The following is a 20,162-nucleotide window of genomic DNA, read 5'->3' on the forward strand; positions in this document are numbered from 1 at the left end:
CATGACCACCGAATCGGAGACCCCGGATGCCCCGGGCATCCCCGACGACACCGGCGCCGGGCGTGCCGCCGACACCGCGGGTCGCGGCCGCACCGTCATCGACGACCGCGTGCGGCGCCGACTGGTCGAGCACGCCGCGCTCTCGGTGCCCGGCACCGAGCGGGTCCGCGGGCTCACGACGCGGCAGCTGCCCGCGGTGCGCTTCGCCGACCGCGCCCGCAGTGACGTCGACGTGCAGATCGCCGCGCAGTGGCCGCTCGACTCCGCCCGGCTGGTTCCCGCGGTCCGCTCCGCGGTCGACGACGAGCTCGCCCGCAGCCTGGGCACGGCCCCGAAGGAGGTGCACGTGCACATCACCCGGATCAGCGACGAGCGCACCGGGTCTCGCGCCGCACTCGCGCACCACGCCGCCGTCGCCGCGACGGACGACGCGCCCACAGCCCGGGACCTGCGCCGTCACGCGCCGCGCCGCACCGCCGGCGCCAGCATCGCGACGGTGCCCCTGCTGCTCGCCGTCCTCGCGCTCGGCGTGATCGCGGTCCGCGACGCCCTCGTCTCGCTCGGCTGGGTCGCCGGGAGCCGCTGGATCGACGCGGTGCCCCGCATCGCCGACGACGTCCGCTGGTCGTGGTGGGCCTGGCCCGCGACGGTCGGCGCCATCGTGCTCGGCCTGCTGCTGCTGATCGCCGCGCTGAAGCCGCGCCGGCGCAGTCACACCCCCGTCTCCGACGAACTCTGGTTCCACCGGCGGATCGACCCCGACCGCCGCAGCGCCGAGGAGGTGGCCCGATGAAGGGCTCGACCCGCTTCATCGACCGGATCGTCGCCGGCCTCGTCGGGCTGGTGCTGCTCGGCGGCGGCCTGTGGGCGCTCGGCGACCGGCTCGGTCAGCGGACCGCGGCCGACGCCGCCGACCGCGTCTCGGTCCCGACGATCGTGCGCCTGCCCGACCAGCCGTGGTGGCCCGCCGTCACCGGCGCGGCCGGCGCGGTCCTGGTGCTGGTGGCGCTGTGGCTGCTGGTCCGGCACCTGCGCAGCTCCGCCTCGCGCACCGCGCACGTCCCGGGCGACGGCACCGTCGACCTCGGGCGGGTGGCCGACGCCGTCGCCGCTGACCTGGGGCGCAGCCCCCTGATCCGGCGCGCCCGCCCGTCGACCGTGATCGAGAAGGGCCGGCCCGTCATCCGGGTGGCGGTCGCGATCTCCCCCGGCGCACCCGTCGACGAGCTCACCGCCCTGGCGGCCGCCGCCCGCCACGACGTGGCCGCCGCGACCGGGCCCGACGTCGCGTTCCAGGTCCTCGTGAACGACCGGCGCGGCGACAGAAGACTTGGGGAACTCCCCCGAGATGAAGATCCAACGACCATCGAGAGGACGTGACCATGGGCATCGCAGACGACGCCAAGAACAAGGCTGAGGACCTCAAGGGGCGCGCCAAGGAGGCCGCGGGCGCGGCCACGGGCGACGACGATCTCAAGGCCGAGGGGCAGGCGGATCAGGGCCTCGCCGCAGCGAAGGAGAAGATCGCCGACGTCGCGGACAAGGTCAAGGAGGGCGTCGACGCCGTCAAGGACAAGCTCTCCGGAAACTGAAACCGCAGGTCCGTCGTTATCGCAATCGATAACCCTGCGCGGTTGTGCCGAACAGCGCACAATCAAAGCCTCGGGGATCCGCCTCGGGGGAACACATCGGGTGTATCGGAAGGATCACGCATGGGCATCGCAGACGACGCGAAGAACAAGGCCGAGGAGCTCAAGGGCCGCGCCCAGGAGGCCGCCGCGGCCGCCGGCGAGAAGGTCGACCAGGCCACCGCCGCCGCCAAGGAGAAGGCGGGCGAGTTCGGCGACAAGGTCAAGGGCGAGGCTGACTCCCTCAAGAACAAGCTCTCGGGCAACTGATCCGTTGCACCCACGGCCACCGGGGCCGGTCCGCGCGGACCGGCCTCGGTGGCCCCGGGGGCCGGGCCGTCGGTCTACCCTGGCCGAGTGGCCATTGAGAACTCCTCCCGTCCCGCGCCGCTGAGCATCCGCTCCGATCTCGACGCGCTCCCGGCGTACGTTCCGGGGAAGTCCGCGCCGGGCGCGATCAAGCTCGCCTCCAACGAGATCGTCGACGGTCCGCTGCCGTCCGTCGCCGCGGCCCTCGCCGGGGTGCTGCGCAGCGCCAACCGGTACCCCGACAACGGGGCGGTGGCCCTCAAGGCCGAGCTGGCGAAGCTCACCGGCGCCACGGAGGAGCAGCTGCACGCGGGCTGCGGCTCCGTCGCCCTCTGCCAGGACCTGGTCCAGGTCACCTGCCGCCCCGGCGACGAGGTGATCTTCGCGTGGCGCAGCTTCGAGGCCTACCCGATCGTGACCCGCGTCGTCGGCGCGACGCCGGTCCAGGTGCCCCTCACCACGGACCACGTGCACGACCTCGACGCCATGGCCGCCGCGATCACCGACCGCACGCGCCTGATCTTCGTCTGCAACCCGAACAACCCGACCGGCACGACGGTCTCCGAGGAGGCTCTCGAGGCGTTCCTGCAGAAGGTGCCGCCGCACGTGATCGTCGCCCTCGACGAGGCCTACTACGAGTACCACCGCGCCAACGAGCAGACCGGCGAGCGCATCGACGGCGCCGCCCTGATCGCCCGGCACCGCAACGTGATCGCCCTGCGCACCTTCTCCAAGGCCTACGGCCTCGCCGGCCTGCGGGTGGGCTACGCCATCGCCGATCCCGAGCTCATCGCCGCACTCACCAAGGTGCACCTGCCCTTCTCCGTCAGCGTGCCCGCGCAGGCCGCCGCCATCGCCTCGCTGCACGCGAACGACGAGCTGCTGGCCCGCACCGAGACCGTCGTCGCCGAGCGCGCCCGCGTCCGGGACGCGTTGCTGCAGGCCGGTTTCGAGGTCCCGCACACCCAGGCCAACTTCGTCTGGCTCCCGCTGGGCGCTGACTCGGTGCGGTTCACCACCGACGCCGCCGAGGCCGGCCTCCTGGTCCGGGGCTTCGACGGTGCCGGCGTCCGCGTCACCGTCACCGTGCCCGAGGAGAACGACGCCTTCCTCGCCTTCGCCACGAAGTGGCAGCGATGACCCTCGGCAAGTACGAGTTCGCCTTCACCGCACACGTTCCCGTCCGCTGGTCGGACATGGATGCGCTGGGCCACGTGAACCACGCGCGGATGGTCACGCTGCTGGAGGAGGCCCGCATCCAGTGGCTGCTCTCCGCCGGCGAGAAGTACGCGCCGCTGATCAAGAGCGCCTTCATCGCGGACGTCGCGATCAAGTACAAGGCGCAGCTGTACCACGAGGATTCGCCGGTGCAGGTGGGCATGTACATCGCGTCGAACCGCAGCGTCGACTTCACCATCGGCTACGAGGTCCGCGCGAAAGACGCCGCGCCGGAGTCGAAGCCGGCGATCCTCGCGACCACGCAGATGGCGGTCGTCGACATCGAGAAGCGCAGCCTGCGGCGTCTCACCGACGAGGAGAAGACCTACCTCGCGTCCTGGTCGCGCGGCTGAGCCGGCGCGGGCTTCCACGCCTTCGGCGCCTCCCCCGGAAGGGCCGAATCCGGTAGCGCCGCACCGGGCAGGGCGCGCCGCGTACCGTCGGGCAGCGCGGGCGGGAGGTCGCCCCGCGCGCCCATGATCTGCCCGGCGACGCGACGCGCACTCTGCGTGGAGATCTCGCGCTCGCCGGAGCGCTGCACCAGCTCGTGGATCTGCTGGTCGATCGACTCGATCGACAGGCGGCGCGGCCGTTTGGAATCGGCGACGTCCACGAGGTCACCCACGCGGGTGAGCGCAGTTACCCGATCGACGAGCTCCTCCCACACCGTGTCGAGCTCGCTCGACCGGGTGCCGTCGGCGAGGCCCGGCGCGTACCGCAGCTGGCCCCAGACGGACTTGAGCTGCACCACGTCGGCGGAGATCTGCACCAGGTCGGTCGGGAGGTCCAGTTGGCCGAGCTGTTCGTCGAACTCGCCGGAGCTCACCGACCGCGAGTAGCTGACCTTGTCGTAGACCAGGCCGGCGACGAAGAGCAGCACGTCGTACCGGTCCTCGAAGACGAGCAGGCCCTCGTCGGGCGCGCCGTGCCCGTCGACCCAGCCAGCGAGCTGCGGGGCGAGCCGCAGGGCCGGACCGGCCACCCGCGCGACGGTCCGCGCCGCGACCGCCGCGGCCGACGGAGTCACCGGGAGCGGCGTCAGGCACAGCGCGTCGAACAGGGCGTCGCGCTCGTCGAGGTCGAGGTGGACGGCGTCCTTGCGGGCCCGCCGCACGGCGCGGACGCCCGCGGCGAACGAGATGCGGTTGAGGGTGAAGGCGTGCCGGAAGCCGGCGAGCTTGCGGCGGGCGTCGGCGCCGCGGACCGCGTCGGCGGCGGCCTTGGCCTGCTGCAACGGGTTCGGCGGGAGGCCGTCGGCCGAGGGCGGCGGTGCCTCGTGCTCGGCGATCCGGCTGAGCCGGCGCAGCTTGGCGTAGCCGCCGATGTCGGGGAAGGCGCGCTCAGTGTCGAACCGGTTGAGCACCACCTCGCGGGCCGCGGGCTGCAGGTGCCCCGCGGCGATGAGCAGTGCGGCCTCGTCGGAGAGCTCGCGCCGCGGCATGGGGATGGCGCGGGCGTCGCACCAGCGGCGCACCGGCGCCTCGATGTGCACTTCAGGCTCCTGCGCGGACATCCGTCACCCCCTTCTGCGTCGACGTGCGACCTTCATCATCCCCGAAGGGCAGGGCCGCGCGCAGCGCCCACGCGAGCACCACGCTCACGACGGAGGTCGCGAGGAAGGCCACGGCGATGTTCCCGGTGAACGGCCGCCAGCCGAAGACGTCGAGGAGCAGCACGTCCATGACGATGAGGTGCACCAGGAAGTACTCGTAGGAGATCCTGCCCAGCCACACCATCGGGCGGCTGCCGAGCAGCCGGTGGTACGGCGAGCGCGCACCCGGCGCCAGCCCGAGCGGGGCGATCAGCGCGGTCGCGATCAGCAGGTACAGCGCCGACTTCACGAGCGCCTCCACCTGGCTCGCCGGGACCATTGTCGGCGGGCCGCCGATCACCGGCAGGGCGGAGACGACGAACCCCGCGAGGGCGACGGCGAGGCACGCGGGTGTGGCCCACGCCGGCCACCGTCGGACCAGCGGGACCGCGACCGTCAGGGCCATGCCCCCGACGAACCACCACAGGTAGGCGGGCGGCCACATGCGCGCGGTGCGCTCGATCTCGGGGGCGATCATGATCCACACGGGCGTGATCGCGGCGACGCCGGCGAGGCCCGCCAGCAGCCGCGCGGGCCGCCACCGGTACCGGCACAGGACCGCGGTGAGCGCCCAGCCGATCAGCGGGAGCGCCAGGTAGAAGGCCACCTCCACGGCGAGGCTCCACGCCTGGGTGAGCCCGACCCGCAGGTGCCCGAAGCCGTAGATCTGGGTGAAGGTGAGGTTGCGCAGGAGCCCGTCGATCCCGCCGCCCGACGGGTTCGGCTCGTGCCGGACGAGCCCCAGCGCGTACACCACGACGACGACCGCCCAGTACGCCGGCACCACGCGCCGGAACCGGTGCCAGGCGTACCGCCGCAGGTCGGGTTGGTGGCCCGTGCCGTCCTGCAGCAGCCGCACCCACGGCCGGAACAGCAGGAAGCCCGACAGCGCGAAGAAGATGGGGACGCCGATCTCGAACCGCGCCCAGAGGTGGCCGGCGAAGTCGTCGGTGTAGTGCCCCGTCGAGAACGCGGCGTGCGTGAGGCACACCGTGGCCGCCGCGACGGCACGCAGCCCGGTGAGCGGCGCTACCCGACTCTGCATCCCTTCATTTTGCCCGGTGTCCCCCGGGCCCCGTCCAGCCGCCCGGGCGGCGGTCGCCCGGGCCCGACGGTGCGCGGCTCACGCGACCGGGGCCTCCCGGAAGACGCGACGGTAGCCGAGCGGCGTCATGCCGGTATCGCGCCGCAGGTGGGCCCGCAGGCTGGCGCCGGTGCCGAGCCCGGAATCCCGGGCGACGGCGTCGACCGACAGCTCGCTGGTCTCCAGCAGCTCGCGGGCGCGGTCGAGGCGGCGGCGCAGGATCCACGCCCCCGGCGTCTGTCCCGTCTCCTCGCGGAACCGCCGATTGAAGGTGCGCACCGACATCCCCGCGCGCCGCGCGAGCACCTCGACCGAGAGGTTCTCGTGCAGATTCCGGACGGCCCAGTCCCGCGGTTCGACGGTGCTGCCCGCCCCGCTCACGGGCACGGGGACGTCGACGAACTGCGCCTGCGTCCCCTCGCGGGCGGGCGGCACCACGCAGTGTCGCGCGACCTTGTTGGCGACGGCCGCGCCGTGGTCGCTGCGGATCAGGTGCAGGCACAGGTCGAGGCCGGCGGCGAGCCCGGCGGAGGTGAAGACGTCGCCGTCGTCGGTGAACAGGACGTGGTCGACGAGCCCGACGGCGGGGTAGAGCTTGCGCAGCTGCGCGCCGTACTTCCAGTGCGTGGTCACGCTCCGCCCGTCGAGCAGGCCCGCGGCGGCGAGCACGAAGGCGCCGGTGCAGATGGAGACGATGCGGGTGCCCGGGCGGATGGTGGCGAGGGCGGCGCGGATGTCGTCCGGGAGGGTGCCGTCGAACCGGGGGCCGTTGATCTTCGTGCCCGGCACGATCACCGTGTCGGCGAGGGCGAGGGCCTCGGGGCCCGCCTCGGGCGTGATCGTGTAGCCGCCCGTCGCGCGGACCGGATTCCGGTCGACGCCGCAGGTGATGACGCGGTAGAGGGGCCGGTCGGCCTCGTCGGTGGCCTCGGAGAAGCACAGCGGCGGGATCGCGGCGTCGAAGCCGACGATGGGTTCCAGCAGCAGGACGGCGACGGTGTGCATGGCATGATTCTTTCATATCTTGTCATTAATGCCACTGGTTCGCGGGCGCCGGATCCGGGAATCTAGTCCGGTGACTACACCGCTGAGGCGCCTGCGCGCGCCGCACTACGCCTGGATCGTGGCCGGCGTCGCCTTCGTGACGATGCTGGGTGCGGCCGGTTTCCGGTCCGTCCCCGGCGTGATGATGGACCCGCTGCACATGGAGTTCGGGTGGTCGCACGCGACGATCGGCGCGGCGATGTCGGTGAACATGGCGCTGTTCGGGCTCACCGCGCCGTTCTCCGCGGCGCTCATGGACAAGCTGGGCGTGCGCCCCGTAGTCATCGGCGCGCTGACGCTCGTCGCCGCCGGCACCGGGCTCGCGGTGTTCATGACCGACGCCTGGCAGCTGGTGCTGCTGTGGGGCGTGCTGGTGGGCCTGGGCACCGGCTCGTTGTCGACGGCCTTCGTCGCCACCATCGCGATGCGCTGGTTCGTCGCCCGACGGGGCCTGGTGACGGGCGTCCTCACCGCCGCCAGCGCCACCGGCCAGCTGATCTTCCTGCCCGTGGTCGCGGCGCTGTCCGAGGCGCACGGCTGGCGGACGGCCACGCTGGTGGTGACCGCCGTGGCGGTCGCGGTGATCCCCGTCGCCGGACTGTTCCTCCGGTCGTGGCCGGCGCAGTTGGGGCTCCCTCCCTTCGGCGCCGACGAGGTCGCACCCCCGCCGGAGCCGACGCGCGGTGCGGTGCGCGCGGCCTTCGCGGGGCTGGCGATGGGCGCACGGCGTCCCGCCTTCTGGCTGCTCGCCGCGAGTTTCGCCATCTGCGGCGCCACCACCAACGGCCTGCTGCAGACGCACTTCATCCCCGCCGCCGGCGACCACGGGATGCCCGCGACGACCGCCGCCTCACTGCTCGCGGTCATCGGCGTCTTCGACGTGGTCGGCACGATCGCGTCGGGCTGGCTCACGGACCGCGTCGACTCGCGGATCCTGCTGGTGGTCTACTACCTCGGCCGCGGACTCGCGCTCGCGCTGCTGCCCGCGCTGCTCTCCCCCGGCATCGCGCCCGGCCTGCTGGTCTTCATCCTGTTCTACGGCCTCGACTGGGTCGCGACGGTGCCGCCGACGATGGCGCTGGCCCGCGAGCACTTCGGCGAGTCGACGCCGGTGGTCTTCGGCTGGATCTTCGCCTCGCACCAGCTGGGCGCCGCGGTCGCGGCGTTCGGCGCCGGCTACATTCGCGACGCCTCGGGCGGCTACGACCCGGCCTTCTACACCGCGGGCGCGCTCTGCGTCGGCGCCGCCGCGATGTGCTGGGTGATCCCGCGCGCCCGCTCCCGCGCGGCCGAGCCGGAGCCCGTCGCCGTCTGATCTCCGGGTCGGGGCCGCGACGACGCGGCCCGCAACGACTCAGACCGCGGCGTCGGTGAACAGGCGCAGGCCCTCGGCCCGGACCTGCGCCGGATCCGCTGCCGGGACGACGCCCGCGAGCCGGACCCCGGCGACCACGCCCGCCGCCGCGGGCCCGCCCGCCTCGGGCCGGTCCTCCGGCCAGACCGTGGCCTCACGCACCTCGCGGTAGTCCACGGAGGCGGGGTCGATGTCGAGCTCGCCCGAACGCTCGCGCGCGTAGGTGCCGGTCTCCTCGAGCAGCACCTCGACGGTGCCGAGCATCGTCGGCGCCGGCCCGGCGTCGTGCCAGCCCAGGCTCACGATGAGGTCGGTGCGGTACGGGTCGGTCACGGAGAAGCCGAGCTGCGCGTACAGGTCGCCCACGCGGACCAGCCCCGTCTCGGGATCCCAGTCGAGCACCTCGGGCGCCGGATATCCGGGCCGCCGGCTGGGGTGCAGGGTGAGCGAACCGCGCACCGCGCCGCCGACGCGAGGTACCGCGCCGCAGCACTGGTACTCCCAGTTGGAGATGTGCACGTACAGCAGCGATACGTCCAGCGACAAAGGAGAATTCACGACTCTGCACCGGGCGTTCGGCGACCCGCAGGAGTGGTTCCGCGGGGTCCCGGCGTACCTCCGCGGCTATCGTAGCCACGCCGTCGTCGGACTGATGCGATTGCACTCGCCGTGGCGCTGAGATGCGCGCTCCAGCGGCGCGGGCCCGGCGTGTCGCCGGGGGTCGCGCCGCTCAGGCGCTCATCTCAGCGTCACGCGGATCGATGAGTAGCCGGACGAACAGTTCGGCGGGCGGATTCGCCGGATCGGGTCGGACGAACACCACACCGAAGAGCTGCCCGCCCATGTCGCTCATCGCGCTCGCCTGGAGCACCTCTCCACGGACCACGCCGATCATGTGCGCCAAGGAGCCGGTCTTGTCCAGCCGGTCGTCACCCAGGTCCACCTCGATCACGCTCCCCTCCTTCGGGAGCGCGGGCCCGAACAATTCCGTCGGGCCGGTGAGGTGCACCGTGCGACGGCCGCGTTCCTCGTCGGCGAGGCGCGCCTCGATCTCGTCCGGCGTCGGGACCCGCACTTCCGTGACCCGCAGCCCGACTACGACACCGATGGTCGCGGCACCGCCGCCCTCGAGCTGTTCCTCCGGCCAGCGCGTCGCTTCGTCGACGGCGGCAAACCCTCGCGACTCGGGATCCACCAGCAGCGTCCGATCGTCGCCGACAGGGAGGAACCGACCCGTCTCCTCGAGGACATGCTCGACGACGCCGGTCACAGCCGGACGTGCGTCGCGGTCGTGCCAACCGAGTCCGAGCCGCAGGTCCCCGACGGGCTCGTCGAGTCCGTACCCGAGCTGCGCGACGACGGCTCCGAGCTGCACCAGGCCACTGCGCTTGTCGAAGCCGGTGACCGGCGGGGCGAGGTAGCCGGGGATACCGCTCTCGTAGACGGTCAGGGTTCCGCTGAGCTCGGCACCGACGCGGGGCACCGTGCCGCAGCACTGGTACTCCCAGGTGTCGATGTGGACGTACACCAGCGGATCGTCAGAGGACGACGGAGTGTTCACAGAAGTCACCGGGCGATCGACGACCGCGGCGCGAAGGCCCCGGGGCCCGGTGTACCCGCGTTCAGATTAGCGAAGGCCGCACGCGGGATGCAAGATTCAGCAGAAGCCGCACTCGCCGTTGGCGGCGAGCTGGGTGAAGCAGTTGGGGCACAGTTTCGCCGGACGGGGCTCGGGCTTGGCAGGTGCGGCCTTAGCCGGCCGGGCCGACGGCGCCTTCGCCGCGCGCGGCGCCGCAGGCGTGCGGGCCTTGACGACGCGGCCGTTCGACGCGGCCTTCGCCGGCTTCACCTTCGCGACACGCGCCGCGGCGACCCGACGGGCCTCCTCCAGCTTGGGGGTGAGCTGCGGGGCCGCGCCGGCGGGCATCGTCGCCCCGAAGTGCAGGTAGCAGGCGAAACGCGCGGCGGCGGCGTGCTGGTCGAGGCTCTCGGGAACGGGCAGCCCGGCGGCGGCGACGGCGTAGGCGTAGCCCTCACCGACGGTCTGGTCGTGCGCGACCATCAGCGCGACGAGCGGCGGCTCCCCGGCGGCCTCGCAGCGGTCCGTCACGCGGCGCTGCAGCGCGGCGACCCACAGGCGCACGGGGGCGCGGGTAGCGATGCCGGCGTCGGCCTGCGCGCGGGCGGCGAGCTCGGCGAAGGAGATGAACGATCCGTACCGGCCGGCCAGCTCGACGAGGGCGGCATGCGCGGTGTCGGCCCAGAGGTCCAGCGCCTCGGAGAAGGGCACGGACAGTTCGTTGGCGGTGCGCCACGCTTCGAGGTCGGTCGGGTCTTCGGGGACTGCAGCACCGGCTTCGCTCACCGACTCATTTTACGGCGATCCATGGGGTGCAACGCAAACCGTCGACCTCGACGTGAACTCGGCCACACCCCCGCGCCCGCCGCGACCAAGGAGGCGCGGGGATTGTTGGAGGTTCGGACAAGTCATCCGCACGCGCGCGCCGATACCGTGGTCGGATGCCGAATGAAACCGCCACCGCCCCGCTGACCCCCGACGAGATCAGCGAGCGCACCGCGAGGGCCGTCGGCCACCACTACGTGTACGGCGACACCTACCTGGTGGGCCGCGAGAAGATTCGCGAGTACGCCCTCGCGTCTCAGTTCTCGGCCCCGGTGCACTTCGACGTCGAGGCGGCGCGCGCCGCCGGCTACTCCGACCTGGTCGCGCCGCCGATGCTCGTGAGCGTCGCGGGCATCGTCTCCAACCGCCCGCTCTTCGACGACTCCGTGATCGGGTACGGCGCCAGCCAGCTGATCCAGGCCGACGAGGCGATGACCTACCACCGACCCGTGGTCGCGGGTGACGAGTTGACCATCCATGTGTACGTCGACAAGCACCGCCGCGTCGGCGGGTACGACATGGTGACGCTCCGGAACGAGATGTACGCGCAGGACGGCGAACACCTGGTCACGCTCTCCACCACGCTCATCGGCGGCTCGCCCGACGGCGACGAGGCCGGGGACTTCAGCGAGGCCGCGAAGAGCGTGGTGATGCACGGCGTCGTCATCGCCTGACCGCGGCGACGCTGCCGGGCGGTCACAGCGCGAACTGCCGCACCACGTCGTAGCCGAGCTTGCAGATGAACGCCGAGACCACGACGAGGAAGACCACCTTGACGAAGCCGCTGCCCTTCGCGACGGCGGTCCGCGCGCCGAGGTAGCCGCCCGCGACGTTGGCGCACGCCATGGCGACGCCGAGCTTCCAGTAACCCGCGCCCTGGGGCAGGAAGACCACGAGCGAGGCGAGGTTGGTCGCGAAGTTGGCGACCTTCGCCTTCGCCGACGCCTCGAGGAAGGCGTAGCCCATGAGGCCGACCATCGCGAAGACCAGGAACGATCCGGTGCCCGGGCCGAGCGCACCGTCGTAGACGCCGATCGCGAACCCGGCCAGCCCTGCCGTCACGAGATGACGATGCCCGCGGTACCGCAGGTCGGTCTCGTCACCGAGGTCGGGCTGGCGCAGCGTGTAGACGAAGACCGCGATGAGCGCGGCCAGGATGATCGGGTTGAACGCCGACCGCGGGATGTGCGAGGCGATGAGCGAGCCCGCGATCGCGCCGGCGAACGCGGGTACCGCCAGCGCGACGGCGGTCCGCCAGTCCGGCCGCACGCGCCGCCAGTAGGTGATGCTGCTCGTCGTCGTGCCCGCGATCGAGGCCATCTTGTTCGTCGCGAGCAGATGGATCGGCGCGGCCGTCGGGAAGGCGATGAGCAGCGCGGGGAGTTGGATCAGCCCGCCCCCGCCCACGACGGAGTCCACCCAGCCCGCGGCGAGGGCCGCGAACAGGAGCAGGATCAGCGTCGTCGTGGTGATGTCGGGCACCGGTCGATCGTGCTGTAATGGCCTTGTGCACATCAACCCTTACGGCGAGGGCCCCGTTCTCCTCGCGGTCGACCTGGCAAACGCTCCGGCCGTCGACCTCGACGACCTGGTCCGACGGTGCGGTGCGCACGACATGCTCGTCGAGACCGTCGGCGCGGAGGACTTCGCCGGCTGTCGCGCCCTGATCGACGCGTGGCTCACCGTGGTGGACGCGGACGACGTCGCGACCCGCGTCGCGCGACTCAACGCGCTGCTCGCGGAGCACGCCTCCCACCCGCGCGTCACCGACCACGCCGGCACCGGCTGGCACATCCACTACCGCGAGTCCGGCGCGACGCTCACCGGCCAACTCGCCGTTCTGATCCTCACCGGGACGGCGCTGCACCTGACCACGCGCGGCATGAGCCGGCTGGGGCGGTGCGCCTCGTCGGACTGCGCAGCGGTGTTCGCGGACGTCTCCCGCAACGGCCGGCAGCGGTACTGCTCGCCGCGCTGCGGCAGCCGGGAGGCGGTGCGCCGCCACCGCGCGGCCTGACCCGGCGACGAATACTGTATTCCAAGTCACAGGATTTGATATTCCGAACGAGGGTTGTCGATACTTGCCCTCATGACCATCCCCACCGCCGGCCCGACGTGCCGGTTCTGCGGCGCCGCACCCGCCCTCGAGACGACGGTGCGCGGCCACCAGGGCTTCCTCATCGCGATGCGTTTCCTCAAGCAGAAGGGCCCGTTCTGCCGTACCTGCGGCATCGCGACGGTCCGGGACATGTCCGCGAAGAGCCTCTGGCAGGGCTGGCTGACGCTGGTCTCCGTCGTCGTCAACCCGCTCACCCTGCTGTGGAACCTGTCCGTGTGGGTGCGCCTGCGTCGCCTCCCCGAGCCGCAACCCGCCTCGGCGCCGCACCTGGATCCGGGCAAGCCGCTGTACCAGCGGCTCGCGATGCTGGGCCTGCTCATCCCGGTGGCGATGATCGGCACGATCGCCTACTTCGGCCAGCGCGACGTGGCGGGAGCAACGGTCGGCGACTGCGTCTCGATGTCGGGCACGGGGAGCAACGCCGATTCCGACAAGGTGGACTGCTCCGATGCGAGCGCCCGGTACCGGATCGTCGGCAAGCTGAAGAACACGACCGACGACACCGGCTGCGCGGAGTATCCGACCGCCACGGTGTCCTACACGATGAAGCGCAAGACCGGATCGATCGTCGTGTGCCTGGAGCCGCTCAAGGCCGAGTAGTCGACTCGTCCGCAAGCGGCCTGCGCGCCAGCCAGGCCGCGACAACCGCCCCGGAGATGTTGTGCCACAGCGAGAAGACCGCCGACGGCAGCGCCGCGAGGGGCGAGAAGTGGGCGGTGGCCAGCGTGGCTGCCAGGCCCGAGTTCTGCATGCCGACCTCGAACGCGAGGGCGCGGCGGGCGCGGTCGTCGAGGCGCCCCACCTTGCCGGCCAGGTAGCCCAGGCCCAGCCCGAAGCCGTTGTGCAGCACTACTGCGAGGAAGACGATGCCGCCCGCCGCGGCGAGCTTGCTCGCGCTGCCGGCCACAACGATCGCGACGATGAAGGCGATGACGAGCGCGGACGCCCACGGCAGCACGGGAAGCGCCCGCGCGACCAAGCTCTTCGCGAATCGCCGCGCCAGGACGCCGAGGATCACCGGCAGCAGAACGGTTTTGACGATGTCGAGCACCATGCCGCCGGCGTCGATGGGTAGGTAGGAGCCCGCGAGGAACAGCACCAGCAGCGGCGTCACGATCGGGGCGATGAGCGTGGAGACGCTCGCCACCGCGACCGACAGCGCGACGTCGCCCTTGGCCAGGAAGGCCATGACGTTCGACGCCGTGCCGGACGGCGCGCAGCCCACGAGGATCACGCCCACCGCCAGCTCGGGCTCGAGGTTCAGGCCGTGGGCGATGACCCAGCCCGCGCCCGGCATGATCACGTAGTGCGCGACGATGCCGAGCACGACCGCCCAGGGCCGCTTCGCCACGGAGGCCAGGTCGGGCGGGGTCAGGGTGAGGCCCATGCAGAACATGATCACGCCGAGCAGGTAGGGCACCGAGGGCGCGAGCGGCGTGAACGTGCTCGGCGTCAGGTAGCCCACGACGCCCGCCACCAGGACCAGGAGCGGGAAGACAGTGACCGCCGTCCGCGCGATCCGTGCCTCCGCCGCGAGGGCGGGGTTCTCGGGGGTTCCGGGCGGCGGGGACGCAGACATTCTTCGATAGTCTCACTTCAAGCGTCGAGCCCGGTCACGCGGCCCGACGGTGCCGCGGGGCCCGGTCTCAGACCACGGTCGGTCCGTCCGGAACCGCGCGCCCGATCGCGGCGACGGCGTCGCGAACGCGGGGATCGGCGACGATTCCCGCAGTGCTCCATGCGGCGTGCGTGGAGAGCGATCCGGCACCGTCGACCTCGAGGAAGACGACATCCTCGTCGCGGAGCAGTCGTGCGGCGGTCCCCGTGTCGCGGGTCGAGAGCGTGAAGGCCTGGCCGGCTGCCACGAGCTGCGCGACTCCGGCGAAGTTGGAGTCCGCGACGGTCGCGCGTCGATGCACTCCCGCAGCGCGGAGCGCCTCGTCCAGGCGCCCGTACAGCGCCGGCGCGGCTGTCATGTCGATCGACGCGAAGGCGAGGTCGGCGAGCTCCGACAACCGCACGGACGTCCGATCGCCGAGGGCGGTACCGCGGCCCACCACCGCGTAGCTGCGTCGCCGCTCGAGCAGGACGGAGTCGATGCCCGGCTCCTCGATCGGGCCGTGCGCGACCGCGAGTGCCAGGTCGCCGGCGCGCAGGCTCACGAGGAGCGGACCGGTGTGGGCCGGTGCGAGCGCGACCTCGACGCCGGGGCAGGCCTCGGCGACGGCGCCGAGCACGAGGTCCCGGGCCTCTGCCGAGACGTCGGGTGCGATACCGACGGTCATCCGGGCGGGGGCCGCCGACGCGGCGATCGCGTCGAACCGCGCCAGCACGTCCGCCGCGCGGGTCAGCAGGTCGGCGCCGTCCGGCGTGAGATCCACGCGATGGTGCGTCCGAACGAACAGCGTCGTACCCAGCTCGCGCTCCAGATCGCGGATCCGGCGACTCAGCGGCGACGCCGCCATGTGCAGGCGCTCGGCGGCGCGGGCGATCGTGCCCTCCTCCGCGACGGCCACGAAGTACCGCAGGTGCCGGATCTCCACCCCGACAGCGTAGGCATAACCGGACCGCCGCGGTCCGGCTCCGGCGTCGGAAACGGTCCTGGTCCGACGGTGCCCGACGGCCTACCGTCGGACGGGAACGACGTGAGAGACGGAGGCGGACATGGACCAGCGACCGGTGCGGATCGCGAACTTCTCGGGGTACCTCGGGGATCGCGCGACCGCGATCGACGAGGTGATGGCCGGCGACCCCGTGGACGTGCTGGTGGGCGACTACCTGGCCGAGATCACCCTCGCGGGGCTGGTCGCCGCGCACCGGGCGGATCCGAGCGCCGGCTACGTCCCCGTCTTCGTCGACCAGCTCCGTCCCCACCTCGGCGCCGTGGCCGAGCGCGGGCTCAAGGTCGTGACCAACGCGGGCGGCTTCAACCCCGCCGCGCTCGCCTCCGTCCTGCGCGAGGAGGCGCAGCGGGCCGGCGTCGAGCTGTCGGTCGCGCACGTCGAGGGCGACGCGGTCTTCGACCGCCTCGACGAGCTCGTCGCCGCCGGCCACCGGCTGGACAACCTGGACGACGGTGCGCCCATCGCCGGGTGGCGGGCCACGCCCGTGGCCGCGAACGCGTACCTCGGCGGCTGGGGCATCACCGCCGCGCTCGCGGCGGGCGCCGACATCGTGGTCTGCGGCCGGGTGACCGACGCTTCGCTGATCACGGGGCCCGCGGCGTGGTGGCACGGCTGGGGCCGTGAGGATTTCGACGCGCTCGCCGGCGCCGTGGTCGCGGGCCACGTCATCGAGTGCGGCCCGCAGGCGGTCGGCGGCAACTTCTCCGGCTTCACCGGCATCGGCGACCTGCGCCGCCCCGGCTTCCCCGTCGCCGAGATCGTCGCCGATGGCACCGCCGTCATCACGAAGCACGCCCGCGACGGCGGCACCGTCACCGTGGACACCGTCACCGCGCAGCTCGTCTACGAGATCCAGGGGCCGCAGTACCTCAACCCGGACGTCACCGTCGACCTGCAGCACGTCCGCCTCGACCAGGACGCCCCGGACCGGGTGCGCGTCTCCGGCGCCACGGGCGCCCCGCCACCTCCGACCACCAAGGTCGCCGCGTTCGGCGTGGTCGGCCACCGCGTGGTGGGCACCGTCTTCGCCACGGGCACCGAGGTTCCCGCGAAGGTCGAACTGCTGCGGTCCCAGCTGGACCTGGACCGGCCGGACGGCGTCACGGTCACGGTGACCCAGGTTGGCGTGCCGGCCGACGATCCCGAGACCCAATGGGAAGCCACCGTCGCGCTGCGCGTCCTGGCCACCGCGCCGGATGCCACAACCCTCGCCGACTACAACCTTGTTCGCCGTCTCGGCAGCCTCTACCTGCAGAGCTTCCCCGGCATCTTCCACGACGGCGCCTCCGTGCTGCAGGGCAGGCCCGTGCCGATCGTCGACTACTGGCCGGGCCTGCTGCCGACCGCGGCGCTCGCGCACCGCGCCGTCCTCGCCGACGGCACCGCACTCGAGATCGGGCCCCCGGAGCGGACGCAGTCACCGGCTCAACCCGTCCACCCGGAGCCCGATGCCGCCCCGGAATCGGTTCCGACGGTGTCGGTTCCACTCGGCGTCGTGGCCCACGCCCGCAGCGGCGACAAGGGCGGCAACAGCAACGTCGGCATCTGGGCAGCGGACGCCGCGGCCTGGCCCTGGCTGCGCCGCTTCCTCAGCACCGACGAGGTACGCCGACTCTTCCCGGACGCCAAGGGCCTGGACATCGTCCGGCACGAGTTCCCCGAACTCCGCGCGGTGCACTTCGTCTTCCGGGGCCTGCTCGGCACCGGGGGTTCCTCGAACGACCGGATCGACCAGGTGGGCAAGGCCGTCGGCGAGTATCTGCGCTCCCGCGTCGTCCCCGTACCCGAATCCGTTCTCTCCACCACCGCTACGGAGGCCCGACGATGACCGACCCTCTCGCCGAACGCATCCGGGCCACGGTCGCCGCCCCGGCCACCGACGACACCTACGACCTGAACGCCGCCCTCGACGAGGTGCTCGCCGGCCTCGGCATGTCGGCGGAGGACACCGGCGGCGCCATCCGGTTCCGCGGCGCGGACCCCGTGGTGCCCAGTACGTTGCGCATCGGCGGCGCCACCTCGATCGCCCTGGCCGCGAAGTCCGCGGCGGTCGCGAAGCTGTGGCGGCTGCGCGGCGGCGAGGGGCAGGACATCGACATCGACATCCGCCCGACGCCGCATCGCCTGTGCCCCTTCTACGACCGGCGCTGGGAGCTGGTGAACGGGTACCCGGCGGCATCGTCGGCCAATGCCACCAACGCCTTCGGCTTCCGCTTCTACCGCACACGCGACGAGCGGTGGGTGATGCCGCTCAACCCGTATCCGAAGATCAAGGTCGCGGCGCAGAACCTGCTCGGCGTCCCCGAGGACGAGGACGCGGTGGCCGCCGCGGTCGCGCGGTGGGACGGCCTCGAGCTCGAGGAGGCGGCCGCCCGGGCGGGTGTCGTGCTCCCGATGCTGCGCACCGCCGAGGAGTTCCTCGCGCACCAGCAGTACCTCGAGGGTGTGGCCGGAGCACCGCTGGTGGAGATCACGAAGATCGGTGACTCGGAACCGGAGCCACTGCCGCCGGGCGAGCAGCCGCTGTCCGGGATCCGTGCGCTCGGGATGGGGCACGTCATCGCCGGCGCGGGCGCGGGGCGCTCCCTCGCGCTGCACGGCGCGGACGTGCTCAACGTCTGGCGGCCGGGCGAGCACGAGCACGACACGACGTACGTCACCGCCAACGTCGGGGTCCGTTCGTGCGTCCTGAGCCCGTACCGCGAGGAGGGCGCCGCCCGCCTGCGCGAGTTGGCCGACGGCGCCGACGTCTTCTACGCGAACCGGCGGCCGGGCTACCTGGCCTCGATCGGGATGTCCGCGGAGCAGATGGCCGAGCGCCGGCCCGGCATCGTCCACGCGACCGCGTCGCTGTTCGGCACCGGCGGCCCGTGGACCGACCGCGTGGGCTTCGACCAGACGGCCGGCAGCCTCGTCGGGATGATGAACCTGGAAGGCGGCGAGGGCGATCCGGCGCTCCCTCCGATCCTCGTGGTGAACGACTACATCGTCTCCTGGCTCATGGCAGCGGGCATCACGGAGGCGCTCGCGCGGCGTGCCGTCGACGGCGGCAGCTACCGCGTGCACGTCTCGCTGGTGCGGGCCGCGCTCTGGGTCCTCTCGCTCGGCGTCTTCGACCGCGAGTACGCGCACGCTATCGCCGGCACTTCCGGCGATCACGAGTACCTGCCGCCCGAGATCTTCACCGCCGCCACGCCACTGGGGCAGTTCCAGGGCGTCACCGATCAGGTACGCATGTCGGCGACTCCGGGCGCGTACCGCACCGTGCTGGTGCCGCGCGGGTCGAGTGCCGCGGAGTGGCTACCGGCCTGAGCCCGTCGGCGGACCGTCGGACCGGCGGCGGTTCCGGCGACGCTCGGCCGGCGTGCGCCCCTGCTCGCCCAGCGGCGCGTCGAGGATCTTCTCGGGCCCGAGGATCGACCCGCGCAGGCGCAGCCTCAGGCGGAGGTCGAGAAGCAGGACCTGGGAGTACGTGCGGATCGCGTGCGGGTTCACGACGTCGGCGACGCGCAGTAGCCGGAGCAGCCGGTCGAACCACAGTTGCTCGGCCTCGGACCACTCCCACCCGAGCATGTCCCGGAACTCGGGCGGGAGGTTGCCGCGGGTGAGGAAGTGATTGAGCGGGCCGAAGACCTTCGCCAGCACCCATCCCGGGGCGCCGAGTGCCTCGTTGAGGAACATGAAGTCCGAGAGGGACTTCAGGTCGTCGCGCACCTCCGGGGCGATCGCGAGGCGGGGCAGCATCGAGTCCCAGTAGTCCTCGAACTCCTGCCAGCTCTGCGGCCACTCGGCCTCCCTGACGTTGACGCCGGTAGCGAGAGGGGCGGCGACGGGGGTGAGGACGTCGAGGGTGGCGCGGTCGAGCGGGCCGTAGAGGAACTCGTACTGATCGATGTAGAAGCGGTACAGGCACGCCGCCACCCAGAGCTGAAGATCGCGTGCGTTGCCGCTGTACTTGACCGGGCTGCTCGCGGTCGAGTGGACGTGCGCGTGCACCTTCCGCATCTCCTCCCGGAAGGCCGAGCGGTCGGACTCGTTCCCGACCACCGAGACCACGAGATGCTGCCCCGTCGTCCGCAGACGCTTGAAGGGCCTGCGGCGGGGGCTCCCGGAGACCACCCGGCTCTCGTGCACGCCGTGTCCGACCGGAGGCAGCGCGAGCTGCATGATGATGTTCGCGACTCCGCTCGTGAATCCCACGAACGTCATCAGATCCGCCAGCGTCTCCGGCTGCCGTGCGCGCCGGGAGCGGGTCAGAGCCTGATCGATGACAGCCATATCCCTATCATGCAGTCGCAATCCTGGATGCGGAAGGAAATCGAGAACATTCGATAACTTCGCAGGAGCGGCCGGGGCGGTAGCCGAGGCGACTACCTGGTCGGGCCGCCTATCGGTGGTCGGCCGGCGCATCGACCAGGAATGGGACGCAGCGGCTGTACAGTCGACACAGCACACCGACGTCTCGCAGGTAGTTCCATCACTTCGTCAGACGCCCGATGTCGGTGCCCGACTTCTCGGTGGAGTTCCCACGCTGAGGATCCTCAGAGTGCCGGACCGGCACGACATCGATTGGAGCCAGCGATGGCACCCAGTTCCACTCCGTACGGCTCCGGCGCGAGCCTCGTCTCGACCCGCCCGATGACCCAGCTGGAGCTCCTTAAGGAGCTCTCCGGTGTCGCCGAGGACAACGTCAACCGCCATCTCTCGATGACGAAGGACTGGAGCCCCCACGACTACATCCCGTGGTCGGACGGCAAGAACTTCGCCGCCCTCGGCGGATCGGACTA

General features: G+C 72.1%; 23 protein-coding genes. 13 read left to right on the plus strand and 10 right to left on the minus strand.

Features of this window, described 5'->3' with window-relative positions:
• Nucleotide 1: 1 nt before the first annotated feature.
• From LB823_RS13625 to LB823_RS13650, 6 genes are all read left to right on the plus strand, one after another.
• A complete protein-coding gene (locus LB823_RS13625; RefSeq protein ID WP_224647770.1) occupies nt 2-793 on the plus strand; it encodes a hypothetical protein in 792 nt (263 codons plus the stop codon).
• Nucleotides 790-1,380 carry an alkaline shock response membrane anchor protein AmaP gene (locus LB823_RS13630; RefSeq protein ID WP_224647771.1) on the plus strand — a complete coding sequence of 197 codons (591 nt, stop codon included), beginning with the start codon at nt 790-792 and terminating at the stop codon, nt 1,378-1,380. The genes LB823_RS13625 and LB823_RS13630 overlap by 4 nt, the downstream gene beginning before the upstream one ends.
• A gap of 2 nt (nt 1,381-1,382) precedes the next feature.
• Nucleotides 1,383-1,592, plus strand: coding sequence for a CsbD family protein (locus LB823_RS13635; RefSeq protein ID WP_224647772.1), 210 nt, complete (start codon nt 1,383-1,385; stop codon nt 1,590-1,592).
• A 120-nt stretch (nt 1,593-1,712) separates the two neighbouring features.
• Entirely contained in the window at nt 1,713-1,898 is a 186-nt protein-coding gene (locus LB823_RS13640) for a CsbD family protein (protein ID WP_224647773.1), read from the plus strand.
• A gap of 120 nt (nt 1,899-2,018) precedes the next feature.
• Nucleotides 2,019-3,077, plus strand: a complete 1,059-nt coding sequence (hisC, locus tag LB823_RS13645; RefSeq protein WP_224647794.1) for a histidinol-phosphate transaminase — start codon at nt 2,019-2,021, stop codon at nt 3,075-3,077.
• The gene (locus LB823_RS13650; RefSeq protein WP_082809595.1) at nt 3,074-3,508 is read left to right on the plus strand and encodes a thioesterase family protein; all 435 of its coding nucleotides are present in this window, start codon (nt 3,074-3,076) and stop codon (nt 3,506-3,508) included. Before hisC ends, LB823_RS13650 begins: the two co-directional genes overlap by 4 nt.
• On the opposite strand, the gene LB823_RS13655 is transcribed toward LB823_RS13650, so the two are convergent.
• The 3 genes from LB823_RS13655 to LB823_RS13665 form a co-directional block, all read right to left on the minus strand.
• A complete protein-coding gene (locus LB823_RS13655) occupies nt 3,481-4,668 on the minus strand; it encodes a hypothetical protein (protein WP_224647774.1) in 1,188 nt (395 codons plus the stop codon). The two genes, LB823_RS13650 and LB823_RS13655, sit on opposite strands and share 28 nt — an antisense overlap.
• Nucleotides 4,649-5,791 (minus strand): acyltransferase, encoded by a 1,143-nt coding sequence (locus LB823_RS13660; protein WP_224647775.1) that lies wholly within the window; start codon nt 5,789-5,791, stop codon nt 4,649-4,651. The genes LB823_RS13655 and LB823_RS13660 overlap by 20 nt, the downstream gene beginning before the upstream one ends.
• Before the next feature lie 78 nt (nt 5,792-5,869).
• The gene (locus tag LB823_RS13665; RefSeq protein ID WP_224647776.1) at nt 5,870-6,835 is read right to left on the minus strand and encodes a GlxA family transcriptional regulator; all 966 of its coding nucleotides are present in this window, start codon (nt 6,833-6,835) and stop codon (nt 5,870-5,872) included.
• A 28-nt stretch (nt 6,836-6,863) separates the two neighbouring features.
• On the opposite strand from LB823_RS13665, the gene LB823_RS13670 reads away from it, so the two are divergent.
• Nucleotides 6,864-8,189, plus strand: a complete 1,326-nt coding sequence (locus LB823_RS13670; protein WP_374201325.1) for an MFS transporter — start codon at nt 6,864-6,866, stop codon at nt 8,187-8,189.
• A gap of 39 nt (nt 8,190-8,228) precedes the next feature.
• Here LB823_RS13670 and LB823_RS13675 read toward each other — a convergent pair whose 3' ends face one another.
• The 3 genes from LB823_RS13675 to LB823_RS13685 form a co-directional block, all read right to left on the minus strand.
• Nucleotides 8,229-8,774: a DUF6578 domain-containing protein gene (locus LB823_RS13675; RefSeq protein ID WP_224647777.1), complete on the minus strand. Its 546-nt coding sequence runs from the start codon at nt 8,772-8,774 to the stop codon at nt 8,229-8,231.
• 184 nt (nt 8,775-8,958) lie between these two features.
• Complete coding sequence (locus LB823_RS13680; RefSeq protein ID WP_224647778.1) at nt 8,959-9,756, minus strand: DUF6578 domain-containing protein; 798 nt, start codon at nt 9,754-9,756, stop codon at nt 8,959-8,961.
• 129 nt (nt 9,757-9,885) lie between these two features.
• Nucleotides 9,886-10,593: a hypothetical protein gene (locus LB823_RS13685; protein WP_224647779.1), complete on the minus strand. Its 708-nt coding sequence runs from the start codon at nt 10,591-10,593 to the stop codon at nt 9,886-9,888.
• A 155-nt stretch (nt 10,594-10,748) separates the two neighbouring features.
• On the opposite strand from LB823_RS13685, the gene LB823_RS13690 reads away from it, so the two are divergent.
• Nucleotides 10,749-11,306, plus strand: a complete 558-nt coding sequence (locus tag LB823_RS13690; RefSeq protein WP_224647780.1) for a MaoC family dehydratase N-terminal domain-containing protein — start codon at nt 10,749-10,751, stop codon at nt 11,304-11,306.
• A 22-nt stretch (nt 11,307-11,328) separates the two neighbouring features.
• Here the strand turns inward: LB823_RS13690 and LB823_RS13695 are convergent, their stop codons facing one another.
• Complete coding sequence (locus LB823_RS13695; RefSeq protein ID WP_224647781.1) at nt 11,329-12,114, minus strand: TSUP family transporter; 786 nt, start codon at nt 12,112-12,114, stop codon at nt 11,329-11,331.
• Nucleotides 12,115-12,139: 25 nt separating this feature from the next.
• Here LB823_RS13695 and LB823_RS13700 point away from each other — a divergent pair, with 25 nt between their 5' ends.
• A complete protein-coding gene (locus tag LB823_RS13700) occupies nt 12,140-12,649 on the plus strand; it encodes a CGNR zinc finger domain-containing protein (RefSeq protein WP_224647782.1) in 510 nt (169 codons plus the stop codon).
• Nucleotides 12,650-12,721: 72 nt separating this feature from the next.
• Nucleotides 12,722-13,351, plus strand: coding sequence for a hypothetical protein (locus LB823_RS13705; protein ID WP_224647783.1), 630 nt, complete (start codon nt 12,722-12,724; stop codon nt 13,349-13,351).
• Here LB823_RS13705 and LB823_RS13710 read toward each other — a convergent pair.
• Together LB823_RS13710 and LB823_RS13715 are read right to left on the minus strand one after the other, a co-directional pair.
• Nucleotides 13,338-14,330: a bile acid:sodium symporter family protein gene (locus LB823_RS13710; RefSeq protein WP_224647784.1), complete on the minus strand. Its 993-nt coding sequence runs from the start codon at nt 14,328-14,330 to the stop codon at nt 13,338-13,340. The genes LB823_RS13705 and LB823_RS13710 overlap by 14 nt on opposite strands.
• Before the next feature lie 67 nt (nt 14,331-14,397).
• Entirely contained in the window at nt 14,398-15,294 is an 897-nt protein-coding gene (locus LB823_RS13715; RefSeq protein WP_224647785.1) for a LysR family transcriptional regulator, read from the minus strand.
• A gap of 121 nt (nt 15,295-15,415) precedes the next feature.
• On the opposite strand from LB823_RS13715, the gene LB823_RS13720 reads away from it, so the two are divergent.
• Together LB823_RS13720 and LB823_RS13725 are read left to right on the plus strand one after the other, a co-directional pair.
• Nucleotides 15,416-17,203 carry an acyclic terpene utilization AtuA family protein gene (locus LB823_RS13720; protein WP_224647786.1) on the plus strand — a complete coding sequence of 596 codons (1,788 nt, stop codon included), beginning with the start codon at nt 15,416-15,418 and terminating at the stop codon, nt 17,201-17,203.
• Complete coding sequence (locus LB823_RS13725; protein WP_224647787.1) at nt 17,200-18,687, plus strand: CoA transferase; 1,488 nt, start codon at nt 17,200-17,202, stop codon at nt 18,685-18,687. The genes LB823_RS13720 and LB823_RS13725 overlap by 4 nt, the downstream gene beginning before the upstream one ends.
• Here the strand turns inward: LB823_RS13725 and LB823_RS13730 are convergent.
• Nucleotides 18,676-19,653, minus strand: coding sequence for an oxygenase MpaB family protein (locus LB823_RS13730; protein ID WP_224647788.1), 978 nt, complete (start codon nt 19,651-19,653; stop codon nt 18,676-18,678). The two genes, LB823_RS13725 and LB823_RS13730, sit on opposite strands and share 12 nt — an antisense overlap.
• Before the next feature lie 303 nt (nt 19,654-19,956).
• Between LB823_RS13730 and LB823_RS13735 the strand changes: the two genes are divergently transcribed.
• The coding region (locus LB823_RS13735) for an acyl-ACP desaturase (RefSeq protein ID WP_304941282.1) at nt 19,957-20,162 on the plus strand (206 nt) is incomplete at its 3' end.

The organism is Tsukamurella sp. M9C (assembly GCF_020169415.1).
Taxonomy (GTDB): domain Bacteria; phylum Actinomycetota; class Actinomycetes; order Mycobacteriales; family Mycobacteriaceae; genus Tsukamurella.